Annotated in this window: 23 protein-coding genes; 13 read left to right on the plus strand and 10 right to left on the minus strand. The window is 67.1% G+C overall.

The genetic code is table 11. The annotated features are described in order from the left end of the window. Positions 1-200 precede the first annotated feature (200 nt). Together QZ755_RS10230 and QZ755_RS10235 are read left to right on the plus strand one after the other, a co-directional pair. Positions 201-1,394, plus strand: coding sequence for a toxic anion resistance protein (locus tag QZ755_RS10230; RefSeq protein ID WP_294322484.1), 1,194 nt, complete (start codon positions 201-203; stop codon positions 1,392-1,394). Positions 1,395-1,398: 4 nt separating this feature from the next. Next, on the plus strand, positions 1,399-2,097 hold the full coding sequence (locus QZ755_RS10235; protein WP_294322486.1) for a hypothetical protein: 699 nt from the start codon (positions 1,399-1,401) through the stop codon (positions 2,095-2,097). On the opposite strand, the gene QZ755_RS10240 is transcribed toward QZ755_RS10235, so the two are convergent. From QZ755_RS10240 to QZ755_RS10265, 6 genes are all read right to left on the minus strand, one after another. Beyond that, positions 2,075-2,521: a hypothetical protein gene (locus tag QZ755_RS10240; RefSeq protein ID WP_294322488.1), complete on the minus strand. Its 447-nt coding sequence runs from the start codon at positions 2,519-2,521 to the stop codon at positions 2,075-2,077. The two genes, QZ755_RS10235 and QZ755_RS10240, sit on opposite strands and share 23 nt — an antisense overlap. A gap of 330 nt (positions 2,522-2,851) precedes the next feature. After that, positions 2,852-3,598, minus strand: a complete 747-nt coding sequence (locus tag QZ755_RS10245; RefSeq protein WP_294322490.1) for a TonB family protein — start codon at positions 3,596-3,598, stop codon at positions 2,852-2,854. A 145-nt stretch (positions 3,599-3,743) separates the two neighbouring features. After that, positions 3,744-4,529, minus strand: a complete 786-nt coding sequence (locus tag QZ755_RS10250; protein WP_294322492.1) for a 3'(2'),5'-bisphosphate nucleotidase CysQ — start codon at positions 4,527-4,529, stop codon at positions 3,744-3,746. Next, positions 4,522-5,868 carry a metallopeptidase TldD-related protein gene (locus QZ755_RS10255; RefSeq protein ID WP_294322494.1) on the minus strand — a complete coding sequence of 449 codons (1,347 nt, stop codon included), beginning with the start codon at positions 5,866-5,868 and terminating at the stop codon, positions 4,522-4,524. Before QZ755_RS10255 ends, QZ755_RS10250 begins: the two co-directional genes overlap by 8 nt. 38 nt (positions 5,869-5,906) lie before the next feature. Beyond that, positions 5,907-6,827 (minus strand): 4-hydroxybenzoate octaprenyltransferase, encoded by a 921-nt coding sequence (gene ubiA / locus QZ755_RS10260; RefSeq protein ID WP_294322495.1) that lies wholly within the window; start codon positions 6,825-6,827, stop codon positions 5,907-5,909. Positions 6,828-6,897: 70 nt separating this feature from the next. Then, positions 6,898-7,113 (minus strand): hypothetical protein, encoded by a 216-nt coding sequence (locus QZ755_RS10265; RefSeq protein WP_294322497.1) that lies wholly within the window; start codon positions 7,111-7,113, stop codon positions 6,898-6,900. Positions 7,114-7,217: 104 nt separating this feature from the next. On the opposite strand from QZ755_RS10265, the gene QZ755_RS10270 reads away from it, so the two are divergent. The 4 genes from QZ755_RS10270 to QZ755_RS10285 all read left to right on the plus strand — a co-directional run bounded on the left by QZ755_RS10270 (position 7,218) and on the right by QZ755_RS10285 (position 10,162). After that, positions 7,218-7,493 carry a hypothetical protein gene (locus tag QZ755_RS10270; protein ID WP_294322498.1) on the plus strand — a complete coding sequence of 92 codons (276 nt, stop codon included), beginning with the start codon at positions 7,218-7,220 and terminating at the stop codon, positions 7,491-7,493. Next, positions 7,493-7,807, plus strand: a complete 315-nt coding sequence (locus QZ755_RS10275) for a multidrug efflux SMR transporter (protein WP_294322500.1) — start codon at positions 7,493-7,495, stop codon at positions 7,805-7,807. Before QZ755_RS10270 ends, QZ755_RS10275 begins: the two co-directional genes overlap by 1 nt. A gap of 170 nt (positions 7,808-7,977) precedes the next feature. Continuing rightward, positions 7,978-8,721: a 16S rRNA (uracil(1498)-N(3))-methyltransferase gene (locus QZ755_RS10280; protein WP_294322501.1), complete on the plus strand. Its 744-nt coding sequence runs from the start codon at positions 7,978-7,980 to the stop codon at positions 8,719-8,721. 67 nt (positions 8,722-8,788) lie between these two features. Continuing rightward, positions 8,789-10,162 carry a glutamate--cysteine ligase gene (locus tag QZ755_RS10285; protein WP_294322503.1) on the plus strand — a complete coding sequence of 458 codons (1,374 nt, stop codon included), beginning with the start codon at positions 8,789-8,791 and terminating at the stop codon, positions 10,160-10,162. A gap of 101 nt (positions 10,163-10,263) precedes the next feature. Here the strand turns inward: QZ755_RS10285 and QZ755_RS10290 are convergent, their stop codons facing one another. Further along, positions 10,264-11,562, minus strand: coding sequence for a DUF1295 domain-containing protein (locus QZ755_RS10290; RefSeq protein WP_294322504.1), 1,299 nt, complete (start codon positions 11,560-11,562; stop codon positions 10,264-10,266). Between the two features lie 65 nt (positions 11,563-11,627). Here QZ755_RS10290 and QZ755_RS10295 point away from each other — a divergent pair, with 65 nt between their 5' ends. Together QZ755_RS10295 and ppa are read left to right on the plus strand one after the other, a co-directional pair. Then, complete coding sequence (locus QZ755_RS10295) at positions 11,628-13,556, plus strand: peptidase M61 (RefSeq protein ID WP_294322686.1); 1,929 nt, start codon at positions 11,628-11,630, stop codon at positions 13,554-13,556. Positions 13,557-13,696: 140 nt separating this feature from the next. Next, positions 13,697-14,272: an inorganic diphosphatase gene (gene ppa, locus QZ755_RS10300; protein ID WP_294322506.1), complete on the plus strand. Its 576-nt coding sequence runs from the start codon at positions 13,697-13,699 to the stop codon at positions 14,270-14,272. Between the two features lie 189 nt (positions 14,273-14,461). Here the strand turns inward: ppa and QZ755_RS10305 are convergent, their stop codons facing one another. Both QZ755_RS10305 and QZ755_RS10310 read right to left on the minus strand, forming a co-directional pair. Further along, positions 14,462-14,818, minus strand: a complete 357-nt coding sequence (locus QZ755_RS10305; RefSeq protein WP_294322507.1) for a TfoX/Sxy family protein — start codon at positions 14,816-14,818, stop codon at positions 14,462-14,464. Continuing rightward, positions 14,815-15,708, minus strand: coding sequence for a DMT family transporter (locus QZ755_RS10310; protein ID WP_294322508.1), 894 nt, complete (start codon positions 15,706-15,708; stop codon positions 14,815-14,817). The genes QZ755_RS10305 and QZ755_RS10310 overlap by 4 nt, the downstream gene beginning before the upstream one ends. A gap of 234 nt (positions 15,709-15,942) precedes the next feature. Here QZ755_RS10310 and QZ755_RS10315 point away from each other — a divergent pair, with 234 nt between their 5' ends. Then, positions 15,943-16,581 (plus strand): DUF1345 domain-containing protein, encoded by a 639-nt coding sequence (locus tag QZ755_RS10315; protein ID WP_294322510.1) that lies wholly within the window; start codon positions 15,943-15,945, stop codon positions 16,579-16,581. Positions 16,582-16,710: 129 nt separating this feature from the next. On the opposite strand, the gene ispG is transcribed toward QZ755_RS10315, so the two are convergent. Next, complete coding sequence (ispG, locus tag QZ755_RS10320) at positions 16,711-17,835, minus strand: flavodoxin-dependent (E)-4-hydroxy-3-methylbut-2-enyl-diphosphate synthase (protein ID WP_294322512.1); 1,125 nt, start codon at positions 17,833-17,835, stop codon at positions 16,711-16,713. 84 nt (positions 17,836-17,919) lie between these two features. Between ispG and QZ755_RS10325 the strand changes: the two genes are divergently transcribed. From QZ755_RS10325 to QZ755_RS10340, 4 genes are read left to right on the plus strand one after another with little or no spacing between them, the layout of a single operon-like run. Then, a complete protein-coding gene (locus QZ755_RS10325) occupies positions 17,920-19,098 on the plus strand; it encodes an acyltransferase (RefSeq protein WP_294322514.1) in 1,179 nt (392 codons plus the stop codon). A gap of 30 nt (positions 19,099-19,128) precedes the next feature. Then, a complete protein-coding gene (locus tag QZ755_RS10330) occupies positions 19,129-20,067 on the plus strand; it encodes an isoaspartyl peptidase/L-asparaginase (protein ID WP_294322515.1) in 939 nt (312 codons plus the stop codon). Continuing rightward, the gene (locus QZ755_RS10335) at positions 20,064-20,459 is read left to right on the plus strand and encodes a VOC family protein (RefSeq protein ID WP_294322516.1); all 396 of its coding nucleotides are present in this window, start codon (positions 20,064-20,066) and stop codon (positions 20,457-20,459) included. Before QZ755_RS10330 ends, QZ755_RS10335 begins: the two co-directional genes overlap by 4 nt. A gap of 46 nt (positions 20,460-20,505) precedes the next feature. Beyond that, positions 20,506-21,348, plus strand: a complete 843-nt coding sequence (locus tag QZ755_RS10340; protein ID WP_294322518.1) for a S1/P1 nuclease — start codon at positions 20,506-20,508, stop codon at positions 21,346-21,348. Positions 21,349-21,376: the final 28 nt, after the last annotated feature.

Consider the following 21,376-nt stretch of genomic DNA (forward strand, 5'->3'; position numbering starts at 1 on the left):
ACCCCCTTGCCCGCGAAGCGGGCTCGCCCTTCGGGTACAGCCAGCGCAGACGTCTCCCGGTCGCAAGCGCCCTCAGCGAAGGTAATCTCTCCGCGCCTCCGCGTGAACCAAATTCCTCCTTCTAACTGTATTATTCCAACAGCACACTTGAACCTCCCCCCGTTCCCCGCCATCAATGGGACAAGACCGTTGGAGGATGTATGGCAACGCAGACGACCGAAGAGCCAGCACTGGTGCTGACCCCGCCCGATCCGGTGCCGACCGTCGCCCCGGCCAAGGCCGCCGGGCTGGTCCCGGTCGACGATACCAAGCGCACCGAACTGCAGCGCCGCGTCGACGACTTCATCGAACAACTGGTCGCGCAGGACGCGAACTCGCCCGAATTCGGCAAGCGGGTCGACGCGATCAGCAACCTGGGCGCACGCGAAATCCGCGAGGCGGCCGGCCAGTCCAACCGCTTCCTCGATCGCCCGGTCAAGGCGATGGACCAGGAATCGGGCGTCGGCGCCGACCTGGCGCAGCTGCGCCGCACGATCGAGGATCTCGATCCGGGCAAGCAGGGCAATCTGCTCGAACCCAAGAAGCTGTTCGGCATGATCCCGTTCGGCAACAAGGTCCGCGACTATTTCGACGGCTATAAATCTGCGCAGAGCCACATCGCCTCGATCCTGAAGCGCCTGCAATCGGGCAAGGACGAGCTGTTGATGGACAATGCCGCCATCGACACCGAACGCGCCAATTTGTGGACGGCGATGGGTCGCCTCGAACAGATGATCTATCTGTCGCAGGAGATGGACGGCAAGCTGGAGGACAAGGCCAACGAGCTGGACCATAGCGATCCGGCCAAGGCCAAGGCGATCCGCGAAACCGCGCTCTTCTACGTCCGCCAGCGGTCGCAGGACCTGCTGACGCAGATGGCGGTGACGGTGCAGGGCTATCTGGCGCTCGATCTGGTCAAGAAGAACAATGTCGAGCTGGTAAAGGGCGTCGACCGCGCCAGCACCACGACGGTCGGCGCGCTGCGCACGGCGGTGACGGTCGCGCAGGCGCTGACCAACCAGAAGCTTGTGCTGGAACAGATCACCGCGCTCTACACCACCACCGCCAACATCATCGATTCCACCGGCAAGCTGCTGCGCAGCCAGACCGCGACGATCCACGAACAGGCCGCCGCCTCGACCATCCCGGTCGAGGTGCTCCAGCGCGCGTTCCAGAATGTTTATGACACGATGGACGCGATCGACACCTTCAAGCTGAAGGCGCTGGATTCGATGAAGACCACCATCGGCACCCTGTCCAACGAGGTGGAGAAGTCGAAGGGCTATATCGCCCGTGCCGAGGGCGCGTCGCAAAACGCGGCGGGCGGCGAGACGTTCAAGCTGGAGGCGATGTAACGCGATGTCGCGCAGCGACGAGGTTCTCGAACGCGCCAGCCTGACGCTCGAACGCGCCCGCGAACGCCACGGCGTCGTCGCGCCGCGCGCCCGGCGCCGGCGCGAGGCGGAGGTGCTGCGTCGCCTCGGCCGCATCGCCGCCGCCGATGGCGCGATCCTGCTGGCTGCGCTGGTGTTCGGCTGGTTCGTGCCGCTGGGCTTGGGCGGCGCGATGCTGGTCATGGCGCTGCTGATCGCCGCCACTGCGCTGTTCGCGCTGATGCCGGTCACCCGCGAGGTCGCGGTCGAAGCGCTGGTACAGGCCCCGATCAAGTCGCTCCCGGCACAGACCGAACGCTGGCTCGCCACGCAGCGCCCCGCCCTCCCCGCGCCCGCCATCACGCTGGCCGATGCGATCGGGATCAAGCTCGACACCCTGTCGGCGCAGCTCGCGACCCTGCCCGACGACGAACCCGCCGCCGCCGAGGTTCGCAAGCTGATCGGCGAACAACTCCCCGAACTGGTCCGCGGCTATCAGCGCGTTCCCGAACCCCTCCGCCGCGTCGAACGCAATGGCCGCACGCCCGACCAGCAACTGGTCGACGGGTTGCGGATCATCGACACCGAAATCGCCGCGATGACCCAGCAACTCGCGCAGGGCGACCTCGACAGCCTCGCGACGCGCGAACGGTTCCTGCAGATCAAGTATCAGGGCGAGGAATAGGACGTTTGGCCGGCCTGGACCACACATAGCCGGTCATGGCGCCACTGACCATTCCCAGCCCTCCCATCAGGAAACAGCCAAGGGCGTCCAGCCCCAGCAAGAGGAGGCCGGCGCTTGGAATGACAAATCCGGCAATGCCGCCCGCCGCGCAATACGCAAAGGTCGACTCTCGACCACTCCGACGCAAGAACAGCGCCAGCGGCAGGCCGATCAGGATGCTTGCGAGAAGTACGATCGGCGTCGTCACAAGCAGCGGCAGGATCGCCAGATAGAGCGACGCTCCTATACTGCCCGGACCGTTGATCCCCCCATCCGGCAATGACCGCAGCGTGAGAAGGATCGCGAAGAACAGCGGCATCGCCGCCGCAGTAAAGCTGCCGGCCAATACCGCCTTGCAGAACCGTATGAACATGAAGCCTTGCATCATGTTATGGGACGGGGCGCAATGCCTGCCCGGATCCATGATGGCAAAGAGCTAGGGCCTTGCCGTCATTCCCGCGAAGGTGGGAATCCATGGACGCTGACGACGGCGCTGAATCTGAACCGGCTCCGTCAATGGCCTTCCGCCTTCCCGCGGATACCCCACCCGGCACAGGAACCCCTTTCCTACCGCATACGGAAGTGCCTACCCTCCGCGCGGCTCTTTCTCACCGTCGATGCACCGCGCCCCGCCAGATGCGAATGCTACGCAACAACACGCGCCGTGCAAACACGCCATTAGTGTGAACTTTGTGAACTTTGGTCGAAATCCGCACTATTCGCGGTCGCGCTCCACATCCCAATAATGCCGCTGGACCATGACCGACGCCACCGGCCGCCCCCGTCCGTCCAGCGAGGGCCGGAAGCGGAAGGCGCGCTCCACCTGCCGGCAGGTCGCGGCATCGATCGCGCGATTGCCGCTCGAACGCATGATCTGGCACTCGCTCGCCCGCCCATTGGTCTCGACGATATAGCGCACCTCGACCGACCCTTCGAAGCCATTCTCCTCCAACTCCGGCGGCAACCGCGCGCCTTGCAAGGACCCACCGATCTGCTCGGGCGGCGTATCGCCCCCGCCACTGCCGTCGCCATCCCCCTCACCGCCACTGCCCAAGCCATCGCCGATCCCGCCGGCACCCGTCCCCGGCCCGACCGTGTCGGTGGCACCCGACGACACATCGTTCCCCGGTCCGGCAACCGGCGCGGTGACGACCGGCGGCGGCACCGGCAGCGGCACGACCGGCGGCGTCGCGACGATTTCGGTCGCCTTGGACCGGATATTGGGCGGCGCGGCGCGTCCCTCGGGCCGCCCCTGCCGCACGACCTGCGGCACCGGCGGCGGCGGTGGCGGGTCGGGCGGCGGCGGCACTAGGTCGAACGTCGCCAGCGCACGCTGCGCCGTCCGCGCCACATCCACCCCCAGCCCGACGATCAGCGCCCAGCCGAGCAGCACATGCAGCCCGACGGTCACCACCATCGCGCCGATACGGCTTCGGTCGGGAAGGGTCGTCGTCATCGCCATGGTGCTGCCACAACGCCGATGAATGGCGGGTGATCCGTGCCTTGCCCATCAACCGCGTATCCCCGCGACGGCGGGGATCCAGGGTACAGGAACGCGACGGTCGTGCTTGTGGCGCTGGATCCCCGCCTTCGCGGGATACGTCAAGCTACCGCTTCCCGAGCGCCACGATCGCCCGCTCGCGCAGCCGCTCGACCGCCGCGCCGTGGATACCGGGCGCCGCCGCCATCACCCCGAAGAACTGCGGGCGCGGCTGGTTGAACCGCAGCTTCCGCCCGATCGCATCGGTCACCGTCGCCCCCGCCTCGCGCGCGATCAGGATGCTGGCCGCCACGTCCCATTCATTGCCCCAGCGCAGCGTGGCGAGGAAATCCGCCTCCCCGCTCGCCACCATCGCCATGCGCAACGCGATCGAATTGGGCTTGGCGACCATCAGCAGGTCGCGGTCCGCCTTGGGCAGGGCATCGACCGGGGTCCGGCTGCCGGCAAAGTCGACGCGCGGGCTGACCGTCAGCCGCGTGCCGTTCATCCGCGCGCCCTGCCCCGCCGCCGCCGTCCAGCGTTGCCGCCGGACCGGCGCGTCCAGTACGCCCAGCACCGGCTGCCCATCCTCGATCAGGGCGACCGACACCGCCCAGCCATCGCGCCCGCGGATATAGTCGCGAGTGCCGTCGATCGGGTCGACGATCCACAACCGCCGCCGCGACAGCCGGACCGCATCGTCCGCCGTCTCCTCCGACAACCATCCGGCGTCGGGCAGCAACGCGGAAAGCCGATCGCGCAGCATCCGGTCGACGCTCAGGTCGATCTCGCACACCGGATTGCCCGGTGCCTTTTCCCATGTCTGGAAATCCCCGCGCCAGCTGGCCAACGCCAGCGCGGCCGCTTCCCCGGCGATCGCCGTCACCTTATCAAGCAGCGCCGCCTCAGCCACCCGCCACCGTCATGCCATCGACCCGGATCGTCGGCACATTGACGCCCTGCCGATGTTCCAGATCGCCCGCCGCGCGCATCGACAACAGCATCGGGCGCAGGTTGCCGGCGATGGTGATGCCCGACACCGGCCGCGTGATTTCGCCCCGCTCGATCAGGAAGCCCGACGCCCCCCGGCTATAGTCGCCGGTGACGCCGTTCACGCCCTGCCCGATCAATTCGGTCAGCAGCACGCCGCGTTCGATATCCTCGATCAGCGCGGCGACACTGCCCGCGCCACCCGCCAGATGGACGTTGCCGGTCGTCACCCCCGGCGGCCCGCTCAACCCACGCGAGGCATGGCCGGTCGGCTCCAGCCCCAGCTGCCGCGCCGATGCGCTGTCCAGCAGCCAGGTCTGCAACACGCCGCGCTCGACCAGCGCCATCGGCGACACCGCCAGCCCCTCGCCATCGAACGGCCGCGCGCGAAGGCCGTGCGGGCGGTGCGGGTCGTCGATGATCGACAGCCCCTCGGGCAGGATGGCATGGCCCAGATGTTCGCGCAGGAAGCTCGTCCCGCGCGCGATCGACGGCCCGGAGATCGCGCCCAGCACATGGCCGATCAGGCTGCCGCCGATGCGCGGGTCGAACACCACCGGCATCGCGCCGCCATCGATCTTCACCGGGTTCAGCCGCGCGACCGCCCGCTCGCCCGCGCGGCGCCCGACCGTCTCCGGCGCTTCCAGCATCGTGCGGTGCCGCGCCGAATGATGGGCGTGGTCGCGCTGCATCGCCGCGCCCTCGCCCGCCAGTACGCTCGCCGAAATGCCGTGGCTGGTGACCGCATAGCCCTGCGCAAAGCCATGGCTGGTCGCCAGCGCGACGATGGCGCGGCTGTAGCCGGCCGATCCGCCTTCCGAATTGCTCACCCCCGCGACCGACCGCGCGGCATCCTCGACCGCCAATGCCGCCTCGCGCAGCACCTGCGGCGACACCTCGCCACCATCGTCGAGGTCGAGCAGCGGTGGCGCCCCATGCAACAGGCGTTCGGCCGGGGCGAGGCCCGCCCAGCGATCCTCCGGCGCCGCGCGCGCCATCGCGACCACCCGCTCGGCCAGCGCGGCAAGGCCGGCTTCGGACAGGTCGGAGGTGGAGACGCTGGCCGACCGCGACCCGACGAACACGCGCAGGCCCAGCTCGGCGCCTTCGGACCGGCCGACATCCTCCAGCTGCCCCAGCCGGACCGACACCGACAATGCGGTATCGGCGACCAGGATCGCATCGGCGGCATCGGCGCCGTGGCCAAGGGCGCGGGCAATGGCGGATTGGGCGCGGTCGGTGGCGGTGCGGGGATCGATCATGGGGGCCACATGGGAAGCCTTGGGCGACACGGCAACGCTCATGCCGCCTGCCCCACGGTCAACAGGCCGAGGAACAGCAGCAGCCCGGCATCGCGGTTCGACCGGAACCGGCGCAGCGTGTTGGCGCCCTCGTCCGGCTGCAGCGTTGCGACTTGCCACATCAGATGCAGCGCGGCGGGAAGCAGCGCGAGCAGCGCCAGCGGTGTCGGGAATACCCGCCACACCGCCCCCGCCCAGCACGCGACCGCCACGATATAGAGCAACGTCACGCCCGGTCGAACCCGCGCACCCATCGCCCGCGCCGACGACCGCACGCCGACCATCGCGTCATCCTCGATGTCCTGGCACGCATAGATGGTGTCGTAGCCGATCACCCACGCGATCGACCCGGCGTACAGCAGCGCCAGCGGGGTCCAGTCCGCCACCGCCATCTGCGCCCACGCGACCGGCGCGGCCCACGAAAACACCATGCCCAGCCACGCCTGCGGCCACCAGGTGATCCGCTTCATGAACGGATAGGCGGCGACCAGCACCAGGCTGGCCAGTGCGACTATCGCGGCGGTGAAGTTCAGCTGGAGCAGAACGACGAAGCCGATCAGGCTGAGGAACACCAGCCAGACCCATGCCGCCCGGACCGACACCGCCCCGCTCGCCAGCGGGCGGTTCGCGGTCCGCGCCACCTGTCGGTCGAGATCGCGGTCGACGATGTCGTTATAGACGCAGCCCGCGCCGCGCATCGCGATGCTGCCAGCCAGGAACCACAACAGCATGTCCCATCGCGCGACTCCGCGCCCCGACAAGGCCATCGCCCACGCGCCGGGCCAGTAGAGCAGCCACCACCCGATCGGCCGGTCGAACCGCGCCAGCAACGCGAACGGCCGCGCAGCGGCGGGCAGGATGGCGATCAGCCCGCGATGTTCGGTATCGGCGACATGGGGGGCGGGTGCAGGGGACGACATGTCGCCCCTGCTGCCACGGACCGGCCGCCTTGCACAGGGCGTTCCTCGGCCCTGCGCAGGCTTGGCGCGATCAGCGCTTCGCTGCGGCGGCCTGGGCCTTTGCCTGCTTGGAATAATGATGGTGCATCGCAATGCAGCCGGCGACCGCGCCCATCTTGCCATGGCCCTTGCCGACCATATGCCCGGCGACACCGCCGGCAACCGCGCCGCGAATACATCCCTTGGCCAGTGCAGGCTGTGCCGCAATCATGGCAATCGGCAGGGTGAACAGAGCAACGAACCGCATGTCCAGTCTCCTCGATCCGAAATGGATACCGCAAAAACGGCGGGGTCCCCGCGCCGGTTGCGTTAAACTTTCGTCATGTCGCCGGGGGCGTTACGGTAGGCGCCATGGACCTAGACCAGCTGCTCCGCCATTATTTCGGCACGGCCGATCCCGACACGCTCTCCGCCGCCGCACAGGACGCGGCACGCGAGCGGATGTCGATCGACTTCGGTGTGGAGCGCGACCCCTCGCGTCGCTTCGCGCTGTGGACGCTGATGGACGCATTCGGCTTCGCCCCGCCACCGGCCGAGGCGTTCGAGAAGGAACCCGCCCTGCGCGCGGCAGCCGACCGCTATCTCGACGCCGCCTATCGCGTCGAGCGCGACGGGACGCCCGATTGATGCCGTGGGTGCTGCTCACCATTGCCGGGCTGCTGGAGATCGTTTGGGCCTATTACATGAAGCTGTCCGACGGCTTCTTGAAACCTTGGCCGACGCTCGCAACCTTCGTCGCGATGTTCGCCAGCTTCGGCCTGTTGTCGCTTGCAATGAAGCAGTTGCCGCTCGGTACCAGCTATATGGTGTGGACCGGCATCGGCGCGCTGGGGGCGTTCATTGTCGGCATCGTGATCCTGGGAGAGGCGGTAACGCCCCTCCGGCTGGTCGCGGCGGCGATGCTGCTGGGCGGGCTGGTGCTGATGAAGCTGGCGTCGTGATCGCTAGACTTATGGAAATGTGGGCGCATCCCCGCGCAGGCGGGGATCCAGAGCCACGAGCGTTGCGTTCCATTACCCTGGATCCCCGCCTGCGCGGGGATACGCGTCCGGGTCGGGGTGAAGCTTCCATCGTATTTGAACCCGGCCGTATTCGGTTCTAACCCGCCCCCATGCCCGCTACGCCCGCCTGGCCGCCCGATTCGTCCCCCCGCCTGTTCGTCGAACAGCCGCTGTCGGAAGGGGCGCGCATCCGCCTCGACGGCGCGCAGGCCCATTATCTGCTGTCGGTGATGCGGGTGAAGGACGGTGACGTCGTGCGTCTGTTCGATGATGCGACCGGTGAATGGCTGGCGCGCGCGACAGAGGTGCGCAAGCGCGACCTGACGCTCGCCGTTGACCAGCCGTTGCGCCCGCGCGAGATCGTGCCCGACCTGTGGCTGTGCATTGCGCCGACCAAGAAGGGCCGGATCGACTGGGTGATCGAAAAGGCGTGCGAGTTGGGCGTCGACCGCATCGTTCCCGTCCTGACCCGGCGGACGGTGGTCGACCGGCTCAACCTCGACCGGTTGCGCGCCCATGCGATCGAAGCCGCCGAGCAATGCGGCCGCACCGCCCTGCCGTCCCTTGCCGAACCGGTGAAGCTGCCCGCACTGTTGCGCGACTGGCCCTCAGAACGGGCGCTGTTCTTCGCCGACGAAACCGGCGGCGTGCCTGCATTCGACGCAATGCGCGCGCGACCAGGGCCAGCGGCGATCCTGATCGGGCCGGAGGGCGGTTTCGATCAGGAGGAACGCGACCAGGTCCGTGCGCACCCGCAGGCGGTCGGCATGGCGCTCGGCCCCCGCATCCTGCGCGCCGAAACCGCGGCGGCAGCGGCGACCGCGCTGTGGATGGCGGCGGCGGGCGACTGGTAGTCGGGCTATCGCGCGAACAATCATAGCCCCCTAGCGCGGCTCGCCTACGCGGCGTATGGGCGCGGTCATGAGCACGAAGACCGTTTCGGACAGCAAAGCAGCGGTCATCGAGGACCGTTCGCAACTGATCGCCTATTTCGCCGGGGGCGAGAAGCCGGCGGAGCGCTGGCGCATCGGCACCGAACACGAGAAGTTCGTCTATCGCACCAGCGACCATGCCGCCCCGTCCTATGACGAACCCGGCGGCATCCGCGACCTGCTCGCCGGCCTCGAACGCTTCGGCTGGCGTCCGGTTGAGGAGGGCGGCAAGGTCATCGCGCTAACCGGCAAGGACGGTTCGGTCAGCCTGGAGCCCGCCGGGCAGTTCGAACTGTCGGGCGCGCCGCTCGAAAACCTGCATCAGACCTGCGCCGAAACCGGCCGCCATCTGGATCAAGTGAAGGCGGTCGGCGACGAACTCGGCCTTGGTTTCCTTGGCCTCGGCATGTGGCCCGACAAGCGCCGCGACGAACTGCCGATCATGCCCAAGGGCCGCTATGGCATCATGCTGAACCATATGCCGCGCGTCGGCAGCATGGGCCTCGACATGATGCTGCGCACCTGCACGATTCAGGTGAACCTCGATTATTCGAGCGAAGCGGACATGGTGCAGAAATTCCGCGTCGGCCTTGCGCTGCAGCCGCTCGCGACCGCGCTGTTCGCCAATTCGCCGTTCACCGACGGCCTGCCCAACGGCCAGCTCTCTTATCGATCGCACATCTGGTCCGACACCGATCCGGCACGCACCGGCATGTTGCCCTTCGTGTTCGAGAACGGCTTCGGTTACGAACGCTATGCCGACTATGCGCTCGATGTGCCGATGTACTTCGTCTATCGCGACGGCCGCTACATCGATGCCGCCGGCCTGTCGTTCCGCGACTTCCTGAAGGGCGAATTGTCGGTCCTGCCGGGCGAGAAGCCGACGATGGAGGACTGGGCCGACCATCTCTCCACCGCCTTCCCCGAAGTGCGCCTCAAGACCTTCCTCGAAATGCGCGGTGCCGATGGCGGGCCGTGGGGCCGCATCTGCGCCCTCCCCGCCCTGTGGGTCGGGCTGCTCTACGATCAGAGCGCATTGGATGCCGCATGGGATCTGGTGAAGGGCTGGTCGATCGAGGACCGCCAGCAGCTGCGCGACACGGTGCCCGCCCTCGGCCTCGACGCACCGCTGCCCGGTGGCGGCACCTTGCGCGATATCGCGGGCGACGTCCTCGACATTGCCGGCCGGGGCCTCAGCGCCCGCCGTCGCCTCAGCCTGTCGGGGGAAGACGAAAGCGGCTTCCTCGAACCGCTGCGCGAGGTCGTCCGATCGGGCAAGGTCCCGGCGCAGGTGCTGCTCGACAAGTTCGCCGGCGAATGGGGCGGCGACCTGTCGAAGGTGTACGACGAGTATAGTTTCTAAACCGATCCTCCCCGGCTCGGGGAGGGGGACCAGCGAAGCTGGTGGAGGGGGGTGCCCGCAAACGCTGTCGTTGCGTTGCGCGGCGATCCCCCTCCCCCGTCCTACGGACGGTCCCCCTCCCCGTGCCGGGGAGGAGAGAATAGCTTGGTCACCCACCCCCGCCGCACCATCCAGTCGCTATACGCCCGATACGCCGGGTCCTGCCCCAGATGCCATTCCTCGGTTTTGGCCCGCCAGTAATAGACCCCGCTGACGCACGCCAAAATCGCAGTACTGCGCGCCGCCGACGTCCAGCTGTCGGCCGTCGTCAGCACCGGAATGGTCGAAATCCACCAGAACAGGTTCTTCGACAGATAGGCCGGATGCCGGCTGAACGCATATGGTCCATGCGTCAGGATGCCCCGGTGCGTCAGGTTCGAAAAGCGCAGGCCAAACGCCATCGTCGCCCAGGCATAGATCGCGGTCAGCGCCACCAGCACCGCGCCGACGATCCACAACAGCACCGGATGATCCGCGAACCAATAGGTCCAGTCGGCCGTCCCCGGATGATAATCGAGCGGCCCGCCATTCGCCATCAGGATGAACGGCGGATAGCAGATCAGCGCCGCCGACCATCCCGCCGCATAGGGCGTGGCGCTGCGGATATGGCTGTCGAGCGGCCGCATCGCGAGGATATAGCCCGCCGTCGCGAACGCCACGTCGATCACGAACATGAAGGTGATGAGCCAGTTGGCCAGCGGCACCGGCCCGGTCAGCACGGCGGAGCGCTGCGTGCGGATGAATTCGCCGAACCCCGGCGGCACGATCGCCAGCATGAAGGCGAGGAAGAACGCCTTCACCGCCCAGCCGCGCAGATGGTTCCAGATGGCGTCCCGGTCGATGGGTTCGTCGAGGTGCATCGCCCACGCTCCCAGCGCCCAGCACCCATCCTTCGGCTCGACCAGCCGCCGGTCGATCCACAGCATGTAGGGGATCGACAGCACGAACAACGGTACCGATGCCCACCCGAACACCCACATCGAGAAAGCGAACCCGCCCTCCCAATAAAACCGCCCGGTGGTATAGATTGCCGCGATCAGGCCCCATGTGATCCACAACCCGGCCAGCTTGGTCAGGCTGATCTCGACCGTCTCGCGCCACGGCCGCACCTTGCTCCAGTCGATTCCCGTCGATGGGTTGCGATGCACTTTGTCGACCAGCAGCGACCACAGCACCATCGGCAGCGCACAGGCGGCGACGTTGACCAGCGCCGCATACGGCCCGTCCATCCCGTAATGCCACGCCACCGCAACCCACGCGAGCAACCCCGCCAGTCCGGCAAGTCCCACGCCCGACGATACCGCAGATGGCGGTCGCCGGTCGGGTTCGGCTTGCAAGGACAGGGAGTTGGGCTGATACATGGGCAATCCGCTACACCCGCGATGGTAAGCATCCGGTGAAGCATATCCTTTTCAAAAGGAAGTATCTGCCCTTGCGTATCGTTCTTGCCGCGTTGCTGCTGACCACCACCGCCCTTCCCGCCGCCGCACAGCAGATCAACCCGCCGGGCAACACCCTGCCCCAACCGACGCCGATCGTGGACACCGTGCCCGCCGCGCGCGACGTGGATTATCCCGGCACGATCAAGCTGGACGTCGATGCGACCGACACGACGCAGGGCATTTTCCGCGTAAAGGAAACGATCCCGGTCGCCCGCAGCGGCCACATGGTGCTGCTGATGCCGAAATGGCTGCCGGGCAAGCATGGCCCACGCGGTGAAATCGAGAAGCTTGCCGGCCTCGTCGTCCGCGCAAACGGTCGCGAACTGCCGTGGACCCGCGACGTGCTGGACATGTTCGCCTTCCACATCGACGTGCCGGCCGGGGCGAAGAACCTCGACGTCCAGTTCCAGTTCCTGACCGCGACGCAGGGCGATCAGGGTCGCATCGTCGTCACCCCGGAAATGCTGAACCTGCAGTTCGAATCGGTCAGCCTGTATCCGGCGGGCTATTATACGCGCCGTATTCCGATCGAGGCCACGGTGAAGTACCCGACCGGCTGGACCGCCGCATCGGCCCTGCCGTCAAAGGCGCAGGGCGGGGTCTATCGCTATGAACGCACCAGTTATGAAACGCTGGTCGATTCGCCGGTCTTCGCGGGCAAATATTTCAAGCGCTTTCCGCTGACCGATCGCGTCGGCCTGAACGTCGTCGCCGACAAGCCGTCCGAGCTGGCCGCCACGCCCGAACAGATCGCAGCGCACACCCGGCTAGTCGAACAGGCGGTGAAGCTGTTCGGCGCCCAGCATTACGACAAGTATGAATTCCTGCTGTCGATCACCGACAAGATGGGATCGATCGGCCTCGAACATCACCGCTCGTCGGAGAACGGCGTCGATCCGGGCTATTTCACCGACTGGAATGCCGGGCCGGGCGAACGCAACCTGTTGCCGCACGAATTCACCCATAGCTGGGACGGCAAGTATCGCCGCGGCGCGGACCTGTTCACGCCCGATTTCCGTACCCCCATGCGCAACTCGATGCTGTGGGTGTATGAGGGGCAGACCCAGTTCTGGGGCTATGTGCTGCAGGCGCGGTCGGGCCTCGTGTCGAAGCAGGATACGCTCGACGCCTATGCCGACATCGCCGCCGCGCTGGACGCCCGCGAGGGTCGCCAGTGGCGCCCGCTGATCGATACCACCAACGATCCGGTCATCACCGCCCGTCGTCCCAAGGGCTGGGTCAGCTGGCAGCGGTCGGAGGATTATTACAACGAAGGGCTGCTGGTGTGGATGGAGGTCGACTCGATCCTGCGCAAGCAGTCGGGCGGCACGAAGTCGATGGACGATTTCGCCCGCGCGTTCTTCGGCGTGCGCGACGGCGACTGGGGCGTGCTGCCCTATACACTGGCCGATGTGGTCAGGACGCTGAACGGCATCCAGCCCTATGACTGGGCCGGCTTCCTCGACAAGCGCCTCAATGCCCGCACCGACCGCGCGCCGATCGACGGCTTTGCCGCCAATGGCTATCGCATCGTCTATACCGACACGCCGACGCCGTACCTGAAGGGCCGCGAAAAGACCGGCGGGGGCGTATCAGTCCCCTATTCGCTCGGCCTGACCGCGAACAAGGACGGCAAGGTTGGCAGCGTCATGTGGGGCAGCCCGGCGTTCAAGGCAGGCTTCGAAACCGGGACGACCATCGTCGCGGTCAACGGCACGGCCTACACCCCCGACCGGCTGCGCGATGCAGTCGGCGCGGCCAAGGGGTCGAAGGACCCGATCCGCCTGACCGTCCGCATGGACGATGCCGTGCGTGAAATCGCGATCCCCTATAACGAAGGACATCGCTATCCCCGCCTCGAAAAGGTCGGCGACGGCGAAAACGGTATCGACCGGCTGCTCGCCGCCAAATGAAGCCTGCCCCATCCGGTCCCACATCGGGACCGGATGGGCGCGTCCGTAACGATTCCAAGGAAAAGCGGCTTCTCCATTTGTGAATAACCGGTAAAGGGCGCGTCTACCGCGCTGCAGCGTGAGATGAGGGAGTAGTATCAATGCGCATCGACATGGTGCCGGTCGGCGACGATCCGCCCAACAGCCTGAACGTCATCATTGAAGTGCCCACCGGCGGCGAACCGGTGAAGTATGAATTCGACAAGGCGTCGGGCGCGCTGTTCGTCGATCGCATCCTGCACACGCCGATGCGCTATCCGGCGAATTACGGCTTCGTGCCGCACACCCTGTCGCCCGACGGCGATCCGCTCGACGCGCTGGTCGTGTCGCGCTCGCCCTTCATCCCCGGCTGCGTCGTCCGCGCGCGCCCGATCGCGGTGCTGAATCTCGAGGACGAAGCCGGCGGCGACGAAAAGCTAGTGTGCGTGCCGGTCGACTCGACCTTCCCCTACTACAGCAATGTCGGCGAAAAGGCCGATCTGCCGGAGATCGTGTTCGAACAGATCGAACATTTCTTCACCCACTATAAGGACCTCGAAAAGAAGAAGTGGGTCCGCATCGGGACGTGGGGCGGCGCCGAGGAAGCGAAGCAGATCACCATCGAGGCGATCGAGCGCTACAACGAGGCGAAGGCGAAGGGCGAGGAACCGCACGACGCCGACGTGGCGGGTCGCTGATCTTGTCAGGCGGGCGGGAGTTTCTCCCGCCCGTTTCATTTTGGGGTAGAGCGATCGCGCTGCGTAGGCCCCTCCCTCGTCACTCCCGCGAAGGCGGGAGTCCATCGACGCTGCCGTCGAAGGTCCTGCACCACCGCACGCGCATATTGGTTCCCGCCTTCGCGGGAATGACGGGAAATGAGCAGGCCATCACCCCTTCGCCCGCTTGCGCCTGACGGGCGCCCGCCGCCCGGCCTCGACCGCCAGTGCCGCCCATTCCCGCATCGCGTCCGCATCGTCGAGCACGTCGTCGGGTGCGCGGCGATAGTTCATCGTCGCGGTCGTTCCGTCCTTGCGCTCATAGGTGAAACGCGCGCACCCGGCCGCATCCCATAGCGCATCGGCCGCCACGTCGGATTTGAACCAAAGCGCATCGTCCAGCACGATCGCAAAGACGGTGCCGTCGAGATACAGCGTCGCCCCGCCCATCATCCGGCGAAAACTGACCTGACCCAGCGGCGCCATCGCCTCCTCGACCCAGTCGATCAGGGCGGTATCGACGCTCATGCCCCCGCCTCGCTCTGCACCGCCGGCACCCGGCGCCGCACCGCGACGATGCACCCCGCCACGATCAGCAGCGCACCGACCACCGTATAGGGCGACACCGTCTCACCGAACACGATCCACCCGGTAATCGCCGCCCAAACGAACGCGCTGTATTCGACCGGGGCCAGCACCTGCGCCTCGGCCCGCGCATAGGCCCAGGCCAGCGCCATTACCGACGCGATATTGAGCAGCGCCGCGCCGATCAATGTGCCCAGTTGCGACGGTGCCGGCATGGCGCCCAGCCATGGAGCGGCGGGCAGCAGCATTGCGCCGATGACGAGGCTGGAGAACAACGCGACCTCCAGCGGGTCGGCGGCCTGCGCCTGCTGCCGTAGGAAGATCAGGCTGGCGGCATAGAGGATCGACGCGGCGACACAGGCGAGGCTGCCCAGCACCGCCTGTGTCGATGCATCCGCCTGAACCTCGCCAGCGGCAATCACCAACACGCCGATCGACGCGACCAGCGACCCGATGATCGCCGCACGGCGGATCGTCTCGCCCAGGAACAAAGCGGCCAGATACAAGGCGATCAGCGGCGCGAGAAAGGTCAGCGCGACCCCCTGCGCCATCGGCACCCGTGCAAGGCCCCAGAAGAACAGCACGACCGACGCGCCCGCAGACACGCCGCGTCCCACATGCAGCTTCAACACGCCCCATGCCGGCCAGCGCCGCCCGCGCGCCACGAACACGACCGCACACAGCACCGCTCCCGCCACCGACCGCCACAGCACGGCATTGTACGCGCCGCTGTCGATCGACAACTGCTTCATCAGTGCGTCCATGACCGTATAGACCATGATCCCGGCCCCGGCGACGAGGAAGGCGCGCAGCGAAGACGGGGCGGCGGACATGCGGACCTTTCGGGTTGCGGAGGCTGGCGTTGCTGTCGCGTAGCTGGCCCGACGATGCAACCTTATCCTCCCCGGCATGGGGAGGGGACCGCGCCCGCAAGGGCGACGTGGAAGGGGATCGCGGCGCAACGCAACCGTTCCGTATGAGGATGCCCCTTCCACCAGCTGCGCTGGTCCCCCTCCCCGTGCCGGGAAGGATTTGCAAGGACCTCTACCTCCGATACATCCACCCCCATGCCCCTGCATCTCGGCCAGCGCCTTGCCCCCGCCCGCTTCGTCGCCTTCGCCGCCGTGGCGGTCGCCGCCGGATGCTGGTCGGTGCCGATGCTCGGCTGGCGGATCGGCATCCCGCTGGCGTTCGACATCGGTGCGGTCGTGTTCCTCCTGTCGTGCGTGTCGCTGCTGGGGGCTTCGGCCGACCGGATGCGACAGGCGGCGATCCGCAACGATGCCAACCGCACGCTGCTGCTGATCCTGTCAGCCGCAATCGCCATCGTGCTGCTGACCGCGATCGCAATCGAACTGGGCCAGCGCGGCACGCCCAGCGCGCGGATCGTCGTGCTGGTGGTCGCGACGCTGCTGCTCGCCTGGACGTTCGCCAACACCATCTATGCGCTGCATTATGCGCATCTGTTCTACACCGCCGACGATGCCGGGAAGGACAGTGGCGGGATCGATATGCCGGGTACCGACGAACCGGATTACTGGGATTTCGTCTATTTCGCCTTCACGCTGGGCATGACATTCCAGACTTCGGACGTGTCGATCACGTCGCGAACGATGCGGCGGACGGTGACCGGGCACTGCCTGATCGCGTTCGTCTTCAACCTTGGCGTGGTCGCGTTCAGCGTGAACGTGCTGGGGGGATCGTAACAAACCCCTGCCACCCCGTTTACTTCGAGCTTGTCAAGAAGCCCTTGCTCAGGACGAAGCGTTCTCGACGGACGCTTCTCAACAGGCTCGAAGCTGCTCGAACAGAACGGGATGGATAGGGCGGAACGGCTACTCCGCCGCCTGCGGCACTACCGCGCTCGCCGCGTCGATCTCCGCCGCCTTGGCCTCGACCAGCTTGACGATATGGTCGATCATGTCGGCGTCCTGCACATGATGGTCGGTAACGCCCGACAGATAGACCATGTGCTTGCCGTTGCCGCCGCCGGTGATGCCGATGTCGGTTTCGCGCGCCTCGCCCGGACCGTTGACGACGCAGCCCAGCACCGACAGCGACATCGGCGTGCGGATATGCTGCAACCGCTCTTCCAGCGCCTGCACGGTGCGGATCACGTCGAAGCCCTGCCGCGCGCAGGACGGGCACGATACCACGCGCACGCCGCGATTGCGGATGCCCAGCGCCTTCAGGATTTCGAACCCGACACGCACTTCCTCTTCCGGCTCGGCCGAGAGCGAGACGCGGATCGTGTCGCCGATCCCGAACCACAACAGCGATCCGATACCGATCGACGACTTCACCGTGCCGCCGACGAAGCCGCCCGCCTCGGTAATGCCCAGGTGCAGCGGGCAGTCGACCATCTCCGCCAGCTGCTGATACGCCGCGACCGCCAGGAACAGGTCGGATGCCTTCACCGCGACCTTGAACTCGTGGAAGTCGTGGTCCTGCAACAGCTTGATATGGTCCATCGCCGATTCGACCAGCGCGTCGGGGCAGGGTTCGCCATATTTTTCGAGGAGGTGCTTTTCGAGGGAGCCGCCATTCACCCCGATGCGGATGGCGCAGCCATTGGCCTTGGCCGCGCGGACGACCTCGGCGACGCGCTCGTTCGATCCGATATTGCCCGGATTGATCCGCAGGCACGCGGCGCCCGCATCGGCGGCTTCCAATGCGCGCTTATAGTGGAAATGAATGTCGGCGACGATCGGCACGCGCGCCGCGCGGGTGATCTGGCGGAGCGCGGCGGTGCTTTCGACATCGGGGCACGACACGCGGATGATGTCGGCGCCCGCCTCTTCGCAGCGGCGGATCTGGTTGATCGTCGCGACCGCATCCGACGTGTCGGTGTTGGTCATCGTCTGCACCGTGACCGGCGCGTCGCCGCCGACCGGCACGTTGCCGACCATGATCTTGCGGCTCTGGCGGCGGTGGATATCGCGCCACGGGCGGATCGACATGAACAGTCTCGCTAACAATTGGGTTACTTAAGACGCGATATAGCCCCGCATTGCGTCACGCGAAAGTCGAACAGGAAATCGCTGGTGTCAGAGGGGGTTGGAGCAGCGTCGATGCGGCATTACGGGCTGGACTGGCTGCGTATCGCCGCGTTCGGCGTCCTGATCCTGTATCATATCGCGATGGCGTTCAGCCCGTGGCACTGGGTCGTGACCACCGGCCATGCCTACCCCGCGCTGATCGCGCCGATGGCGGCGGTGACTCCGTGGCGGCTGGGACTGTTGTTCGCGGTATCGGGCTATGCCAGCGCGACGCTGGTGACGCGCGCCGCCGGTGCGACCGCCTTTGCCGCCGAACGATCGCGCCGGTTGCTCGTCCCGCTCCTGTTCGGGATGCTGGCGATCGTCCCGCTGGAGATGTGGGTGCGAGTGCTGGAGGGGGGCTATCCCCATGGTTATTGGCGCTTCTGGCTGATCGATGGCTGGCGGGTCGGCACCTTCTATGGCGTCGAGTTTCCCAGCTGGGAGCATCTGTGGTTCCTGGTCTATCTCTGGACCTACTCGATGCTGCTGGCCGCGTTCGTTGCGGCCGATGGCGCGGCGCGGTTGATGGACCGTATCGGGGCGTGGCTGTCGCGCGGGAGCCGGCTGCTATGGGCACCGATCGCGCTTATGACCGCGGTCCGCCTCGCCGCGCTGTTCGTGGTGCCGGAGGGTCAGGGACTGCTGCACGACGTCGCCGGCCATTCGCAATATCTGCCGTTGTTCGCGCTCGGCTTCCTGATCGCGCGGCGACCGGTCTTGTGGCGATCGCTCCACCGCCATGCGAGCGGTGCGATGCTGCTGGCGCTGATCGCCGGCGGGATCGTCGTTTCGGTCGAACTGCGCTATCCCGGCGACGTGGTGCCGCCGCACCTTGCCATGGCCGCCAACCGGGCGGCACGCTCGGTCATGGCATGGGCGATGGTTGTCGCGCTGTTCCACCTCGCCGACCGCCATCTCAACTGCGACCATCGCTGGCGCGGGACGCTGGGGCGCGCGGTGTTCCCCGCCTATATCGTCCATCACCCGGTGATCGTGCTGGTGACGTGGTTCACCCTCCCCTGGGCGCTCGACCCGTGGCGCGAAGCGGCGCTGCTGCTCGTCGCGACGCTGATCGCCTGCGTCGCCGCCTATCTGCTCGCCCGCGCGGTACCGGCACTCGGCATCCTGCTGGGCGTACCCGCCCCGGCGCCAAAGGGTGGCAGCCGCCCGGCGATCTGCTAGGCCGGCCGCCCGCCCAAGCAGGACAACGACATGCCGACCGATTCCCCCCGCCCCTGGACGCTGCTGGTACATGGCGGCGCCGGTATCCTGACCCGCGAGACGGTCAGCGCCGAAACCGATGCCGCCGCCCGTGCCGGCCTCGACGCCGCACTGGCGGCCGGCGAAGCGGTCCTGACCGCCGGCGGCGCCGCGATCGATGCGGTGGAGGCGGCGGTGCGCGTGCTGGAGGACGACCCGACCTTCAATTCGGGGCGCGGCGCGGTGTTCACCTTCGACGGTACGATCGAACTCGACGCGGCGATCATGGACGGCCGCGACCGTTCGGCCGGCGCCGTGGCCGGGGTCACCTGCAGCCGCCATCCGGTCACCCTTGCGCGTGCCGTGAAAGACCATAGCCCCCACGTCCTGCTGGCGGGCAAGGGCGCCGACATCTTTGCTGCCGAACAAGGTGTCGAGGCCGCCGATGCCGACTGGTTCATGACGCATGAACGCCGCGCGCAGCTCGACGCGATGAAGGCGAACCCCGATGGCTGGTTCGACGTCGATATGAAGTACGGCACGGTCGGCGCGGTCGCGGTGGATGCGGCGGGCCATGTCGCCGCCGCGACCTCGACCGGCGGCGTGACGGGCAAGCGCTGGGGCCGGATCGGTGATTCGCCACTGATCGGCGCGGGCACCTATGCCGACGACCGTGCCTGCGCCATGTCGGCGACCGGATCGGGCGAGTTCTTCATCAGGATGGGCGTGGGGCACGAGATCGCCGCCCGCATCCGCTTCGCCGGCGAATCGATCCGCACCGCCGCCGACACGGTGCTGGCGGAAACGCAGGCGATGGGCGGCACCGGCGGCGTCATCGTCGTCGGCCCCGATGGCGACGCGGCCTGGAGCCTGACGACGCCCGGCATGTTCCGCGGCCGCGTGGTTAAGGGCGGTGCGCGGCAGGTCGCGATCTATGGCGACGAAGGATGAGCGGCCTCACCGGCCTGCACCATGTCGCGATCATCGCGTCGGACTATGACCGGTCGAAGGCCTTTTATGTCGACGTGCTGGGCTTCACGATATTGCGCGAGGTGTGGCGGGCCGAACGGCGGTCGTGGAAATGCGACCTGACGCTGCCGGGTGCGCAGATCGAACTGTTCACCTTTCCCGGCGCACCGGCGCGCCCCTCGCGTCCCGAGGCGATGGGCCTGCGCCATCTGGCCTTCACCGTCGACGACATCGATGCGGAGGTAACCCGGCTAACCAGGCATGGCATCGCCTGCGAGCCTGTCCGGGTCGACGAGCATACCGGACAGCGCTTCACCTTCTTCGCCGACCCCGACGACCTGCCGCTGGAACTGTACGAAACACGTCGCGCATAATGCTGGACGCTTGCGACCGCGGGCAAAGCGCGTCATCCCGACGGGCATGATTCGTCGCCTGCTCCTTGCGCTCGCCTGCCTGTTCGCCACCTCCCCGGCCTATGCCTATTGGGAATTCGGCCATCAAAGCGTGGCGACGGTCGCGCGGCTGAACGTCCGCCCCGAAACGCGCCGCGCGATCGACCGCATCCTGAAACATCAGGCGCTGCTCGAAACCCCGACCTGCCCGGCGCGGACCATCGAGGAAGCGAGCGTATGGGCCGATTGCGTGAAGCCGCTCGGTGAACGCTTCAGCTATGCCTATTCGTGGCATTATCAGAATATCGACGTGTGCAAGCCGTTCGACCTGAAATCGGCGTGCAAGGACGGCAATTGCGTGTCGGCACAGGTCGAACGCGACGTGAAGCTGCTGAAGGACCCGAAGGTCCCGATGCGCGAAAAGGTGATGGCGCTCGCCTTCCTCGTCCACTTCGTCGGCGACCTGCACATGCCGCTCCATGCCGGCGATCGCGGCGATCTGGGCGGGAACCGGGTGAAGGCGGATTATGGCGCCTACGGTCCCGAACGCTTCAACCTGCATTCGATCTGGGACGGGCCGCTGGCCGAGCGCGCGATCACGACCCCGCCATCGATCCTGCGCACCTACACCGCCGCCGAACGCGCGCCCGTACAGGCAGGCAGCGTCGAGGACTGGAGCCGCGACAGTTGGGAAGTCAGCCGCGACTATGCCTATGCCCCGGCCTTTGGCGGCGACGCCTGCGCGCCGAAGAGCAACGCACGCGTCCATCTCGATGATGCCACCATCGCGCGGCTGGTGCCGATCGCGCAGGATCAGGTGAAGAAGGGCGGCCTGCGCCTCGCGCGGCTGCTCGACGAAGCGCTCGGCTGATCCTACTCCGCACGGCCATTGCGCCGTG

The organism is uncultured Sphingomonas sp. (genome assembly GCF_913776855.1).
Classification (GTDB): Bacteria; Pseudomonadota; Alphaproteobacteria; order Sphingomonadales; family Sphingomonadaceae; genus Sphingomonas.

Excerpts from the sequence above, each read along its gene's own strand:
- QZ755_RS10230 (WP_294322484.1), top strand. The coding sequence starts at position 201 with ATGGCAACGCAGACGACCGAAGAGCCAGCACTGGTGCTGACCCCGCCC.
- QZ755_RS10235 (WP_294322486.1), top strand. The coding sequence starts at position 1,399 with ATGTCGCGCAGCGACGAGGTTCTCGAACGCGCCAGCCTGACGCTCGAA.
- QZ755_RS10240 (WP_294322488.1), bottom strand. The coding sequence starts at position 2,521 with ATGCAAGGCTTCATGTTCATACGGTTCTGCAAGGCGGTATTGGCCGGC.
- QZ755_RS10245 (WP_294322490.1), bottom strand. The coding sequence starts at position 3,598 with ATGGCGATGACGACGACCCTTCCCGACCGAAGCCGTATCGGCGCGATG.
- QZ755_RS10255 (WP_294322494.1), bottom strand. The coding sequence starts at position 5,868 with ATGATCGATCCCCGCACCGCCACCGACCGCGCCCAATCCGCCATTGCC.
- ubiA (WP_294322495.1), bottom strand. The coding sequence starts at position 6,827 with ATGTCGTCCCCTGCACCCGCCCCCCATGTCGCCGATACCGAACATCGC.
- QZ755_RS10265 (WP_294322497.1), bottom strand. The coding sequence starts at position 7,113 with ATGCGGTTCGTTGCTCTGTTCACCCTGCCGATTGCCATGATTGCGGCA.
- QZ755_RS10270 (WP_294322498.1), top strand. The coding sequence starts at position 7,218 with ATGGACCTAGACCAGCTGCTCCGCCATTATTTCGGCACGGCCGATCCC.
- QZ755_RS10275 (WP_294322500.1), top strand. The coding sequence starts at position 7,493 with ATGCCGTGGGTGCTGCTCACCATTGCCGGGCTGCTGGAGATCGTTTGG.
- QZ755_RS10280 (WP_294322501.1), top strand. The coding sequence starts at position 7,978 with ATGCCCGCTACGCCCGCCTGGCCGCCCGATTCGTCCCCCCGCCTGTTC.
- QZ755_RS10285 (WP_294322503.1), top strand. The coding sequence starts at position 8,789 with ATGAGCACGAAGACCGTTTCGGACAGCAAAGCAGCGGTCATCGAGGAC.
- QZ755_RS10290 (WP_294322504.1), bottom strand. The coding sequence starts at position 11,562 with ATGTATCAGCCCAACTCCCTGTCCTTGCAAGCCGAACCCGACCGGCGA.
- ppa (WP_294322506.1), top strand. The coding sequence starts at position 13,697 with ATGCGCATCGACATGGTGCCGGTCGGCGACGATCCGCCCAACAGCCTG.
- QZ755_RS10305 (WP_294322507.1), bottom strand. The coding sequence starts at position 14,818 with ATGAGCGTCGATACCGCCCTGATCGACTGGGTCGAGGAGGCGATGGCG.
- QZ755_RS10310 (WP_294322508.1), bottom strand. The coding sequence starts at position 15,708 with ATGTCCGCCGCCCCGTCTTCGCTGCGCGCCTTCCTCGTCGCCGGGGCC.
- QZ755_RS10315 (WP_294322510.1), top strand. The coding sequence starts at position 15,943 with ATGCCCCTGCATCTCGGCCAGCGCCTTGCCCCCGCCCGCTTCGTCGCC.
- ispG (WP_294322512.1), bottom strand. The coding sequence starts at position 17,835 with ATGTCGATCCGCCCGTGGCGCGATATCCACCGCCGCCAGAGCCGCAAG.
- QZ755_RS10330 (WP_294322515.1), top strand. The coding sequence starts at position 19,129 with ATGCCGACCGATTCCCCCCGCCCCTGGACGCTGCTGGTACATGGCGGC.
- QZ755_RS10335 (WP_294322516.1), top strand. The coding sequence starts at position 20,064 with ATGAGCGGCCTCACCGGCCTGCACCATGTCGCGATCATCGCGTCGGAC.
- QZ755_RS10340 (WP_294322518.1), top strand. The coding sequence starts at position 20,506 with ATGATTCGTCGCCTGCTCCTTGCGCTCGCCTGCCTGTTCGCCACCTCC.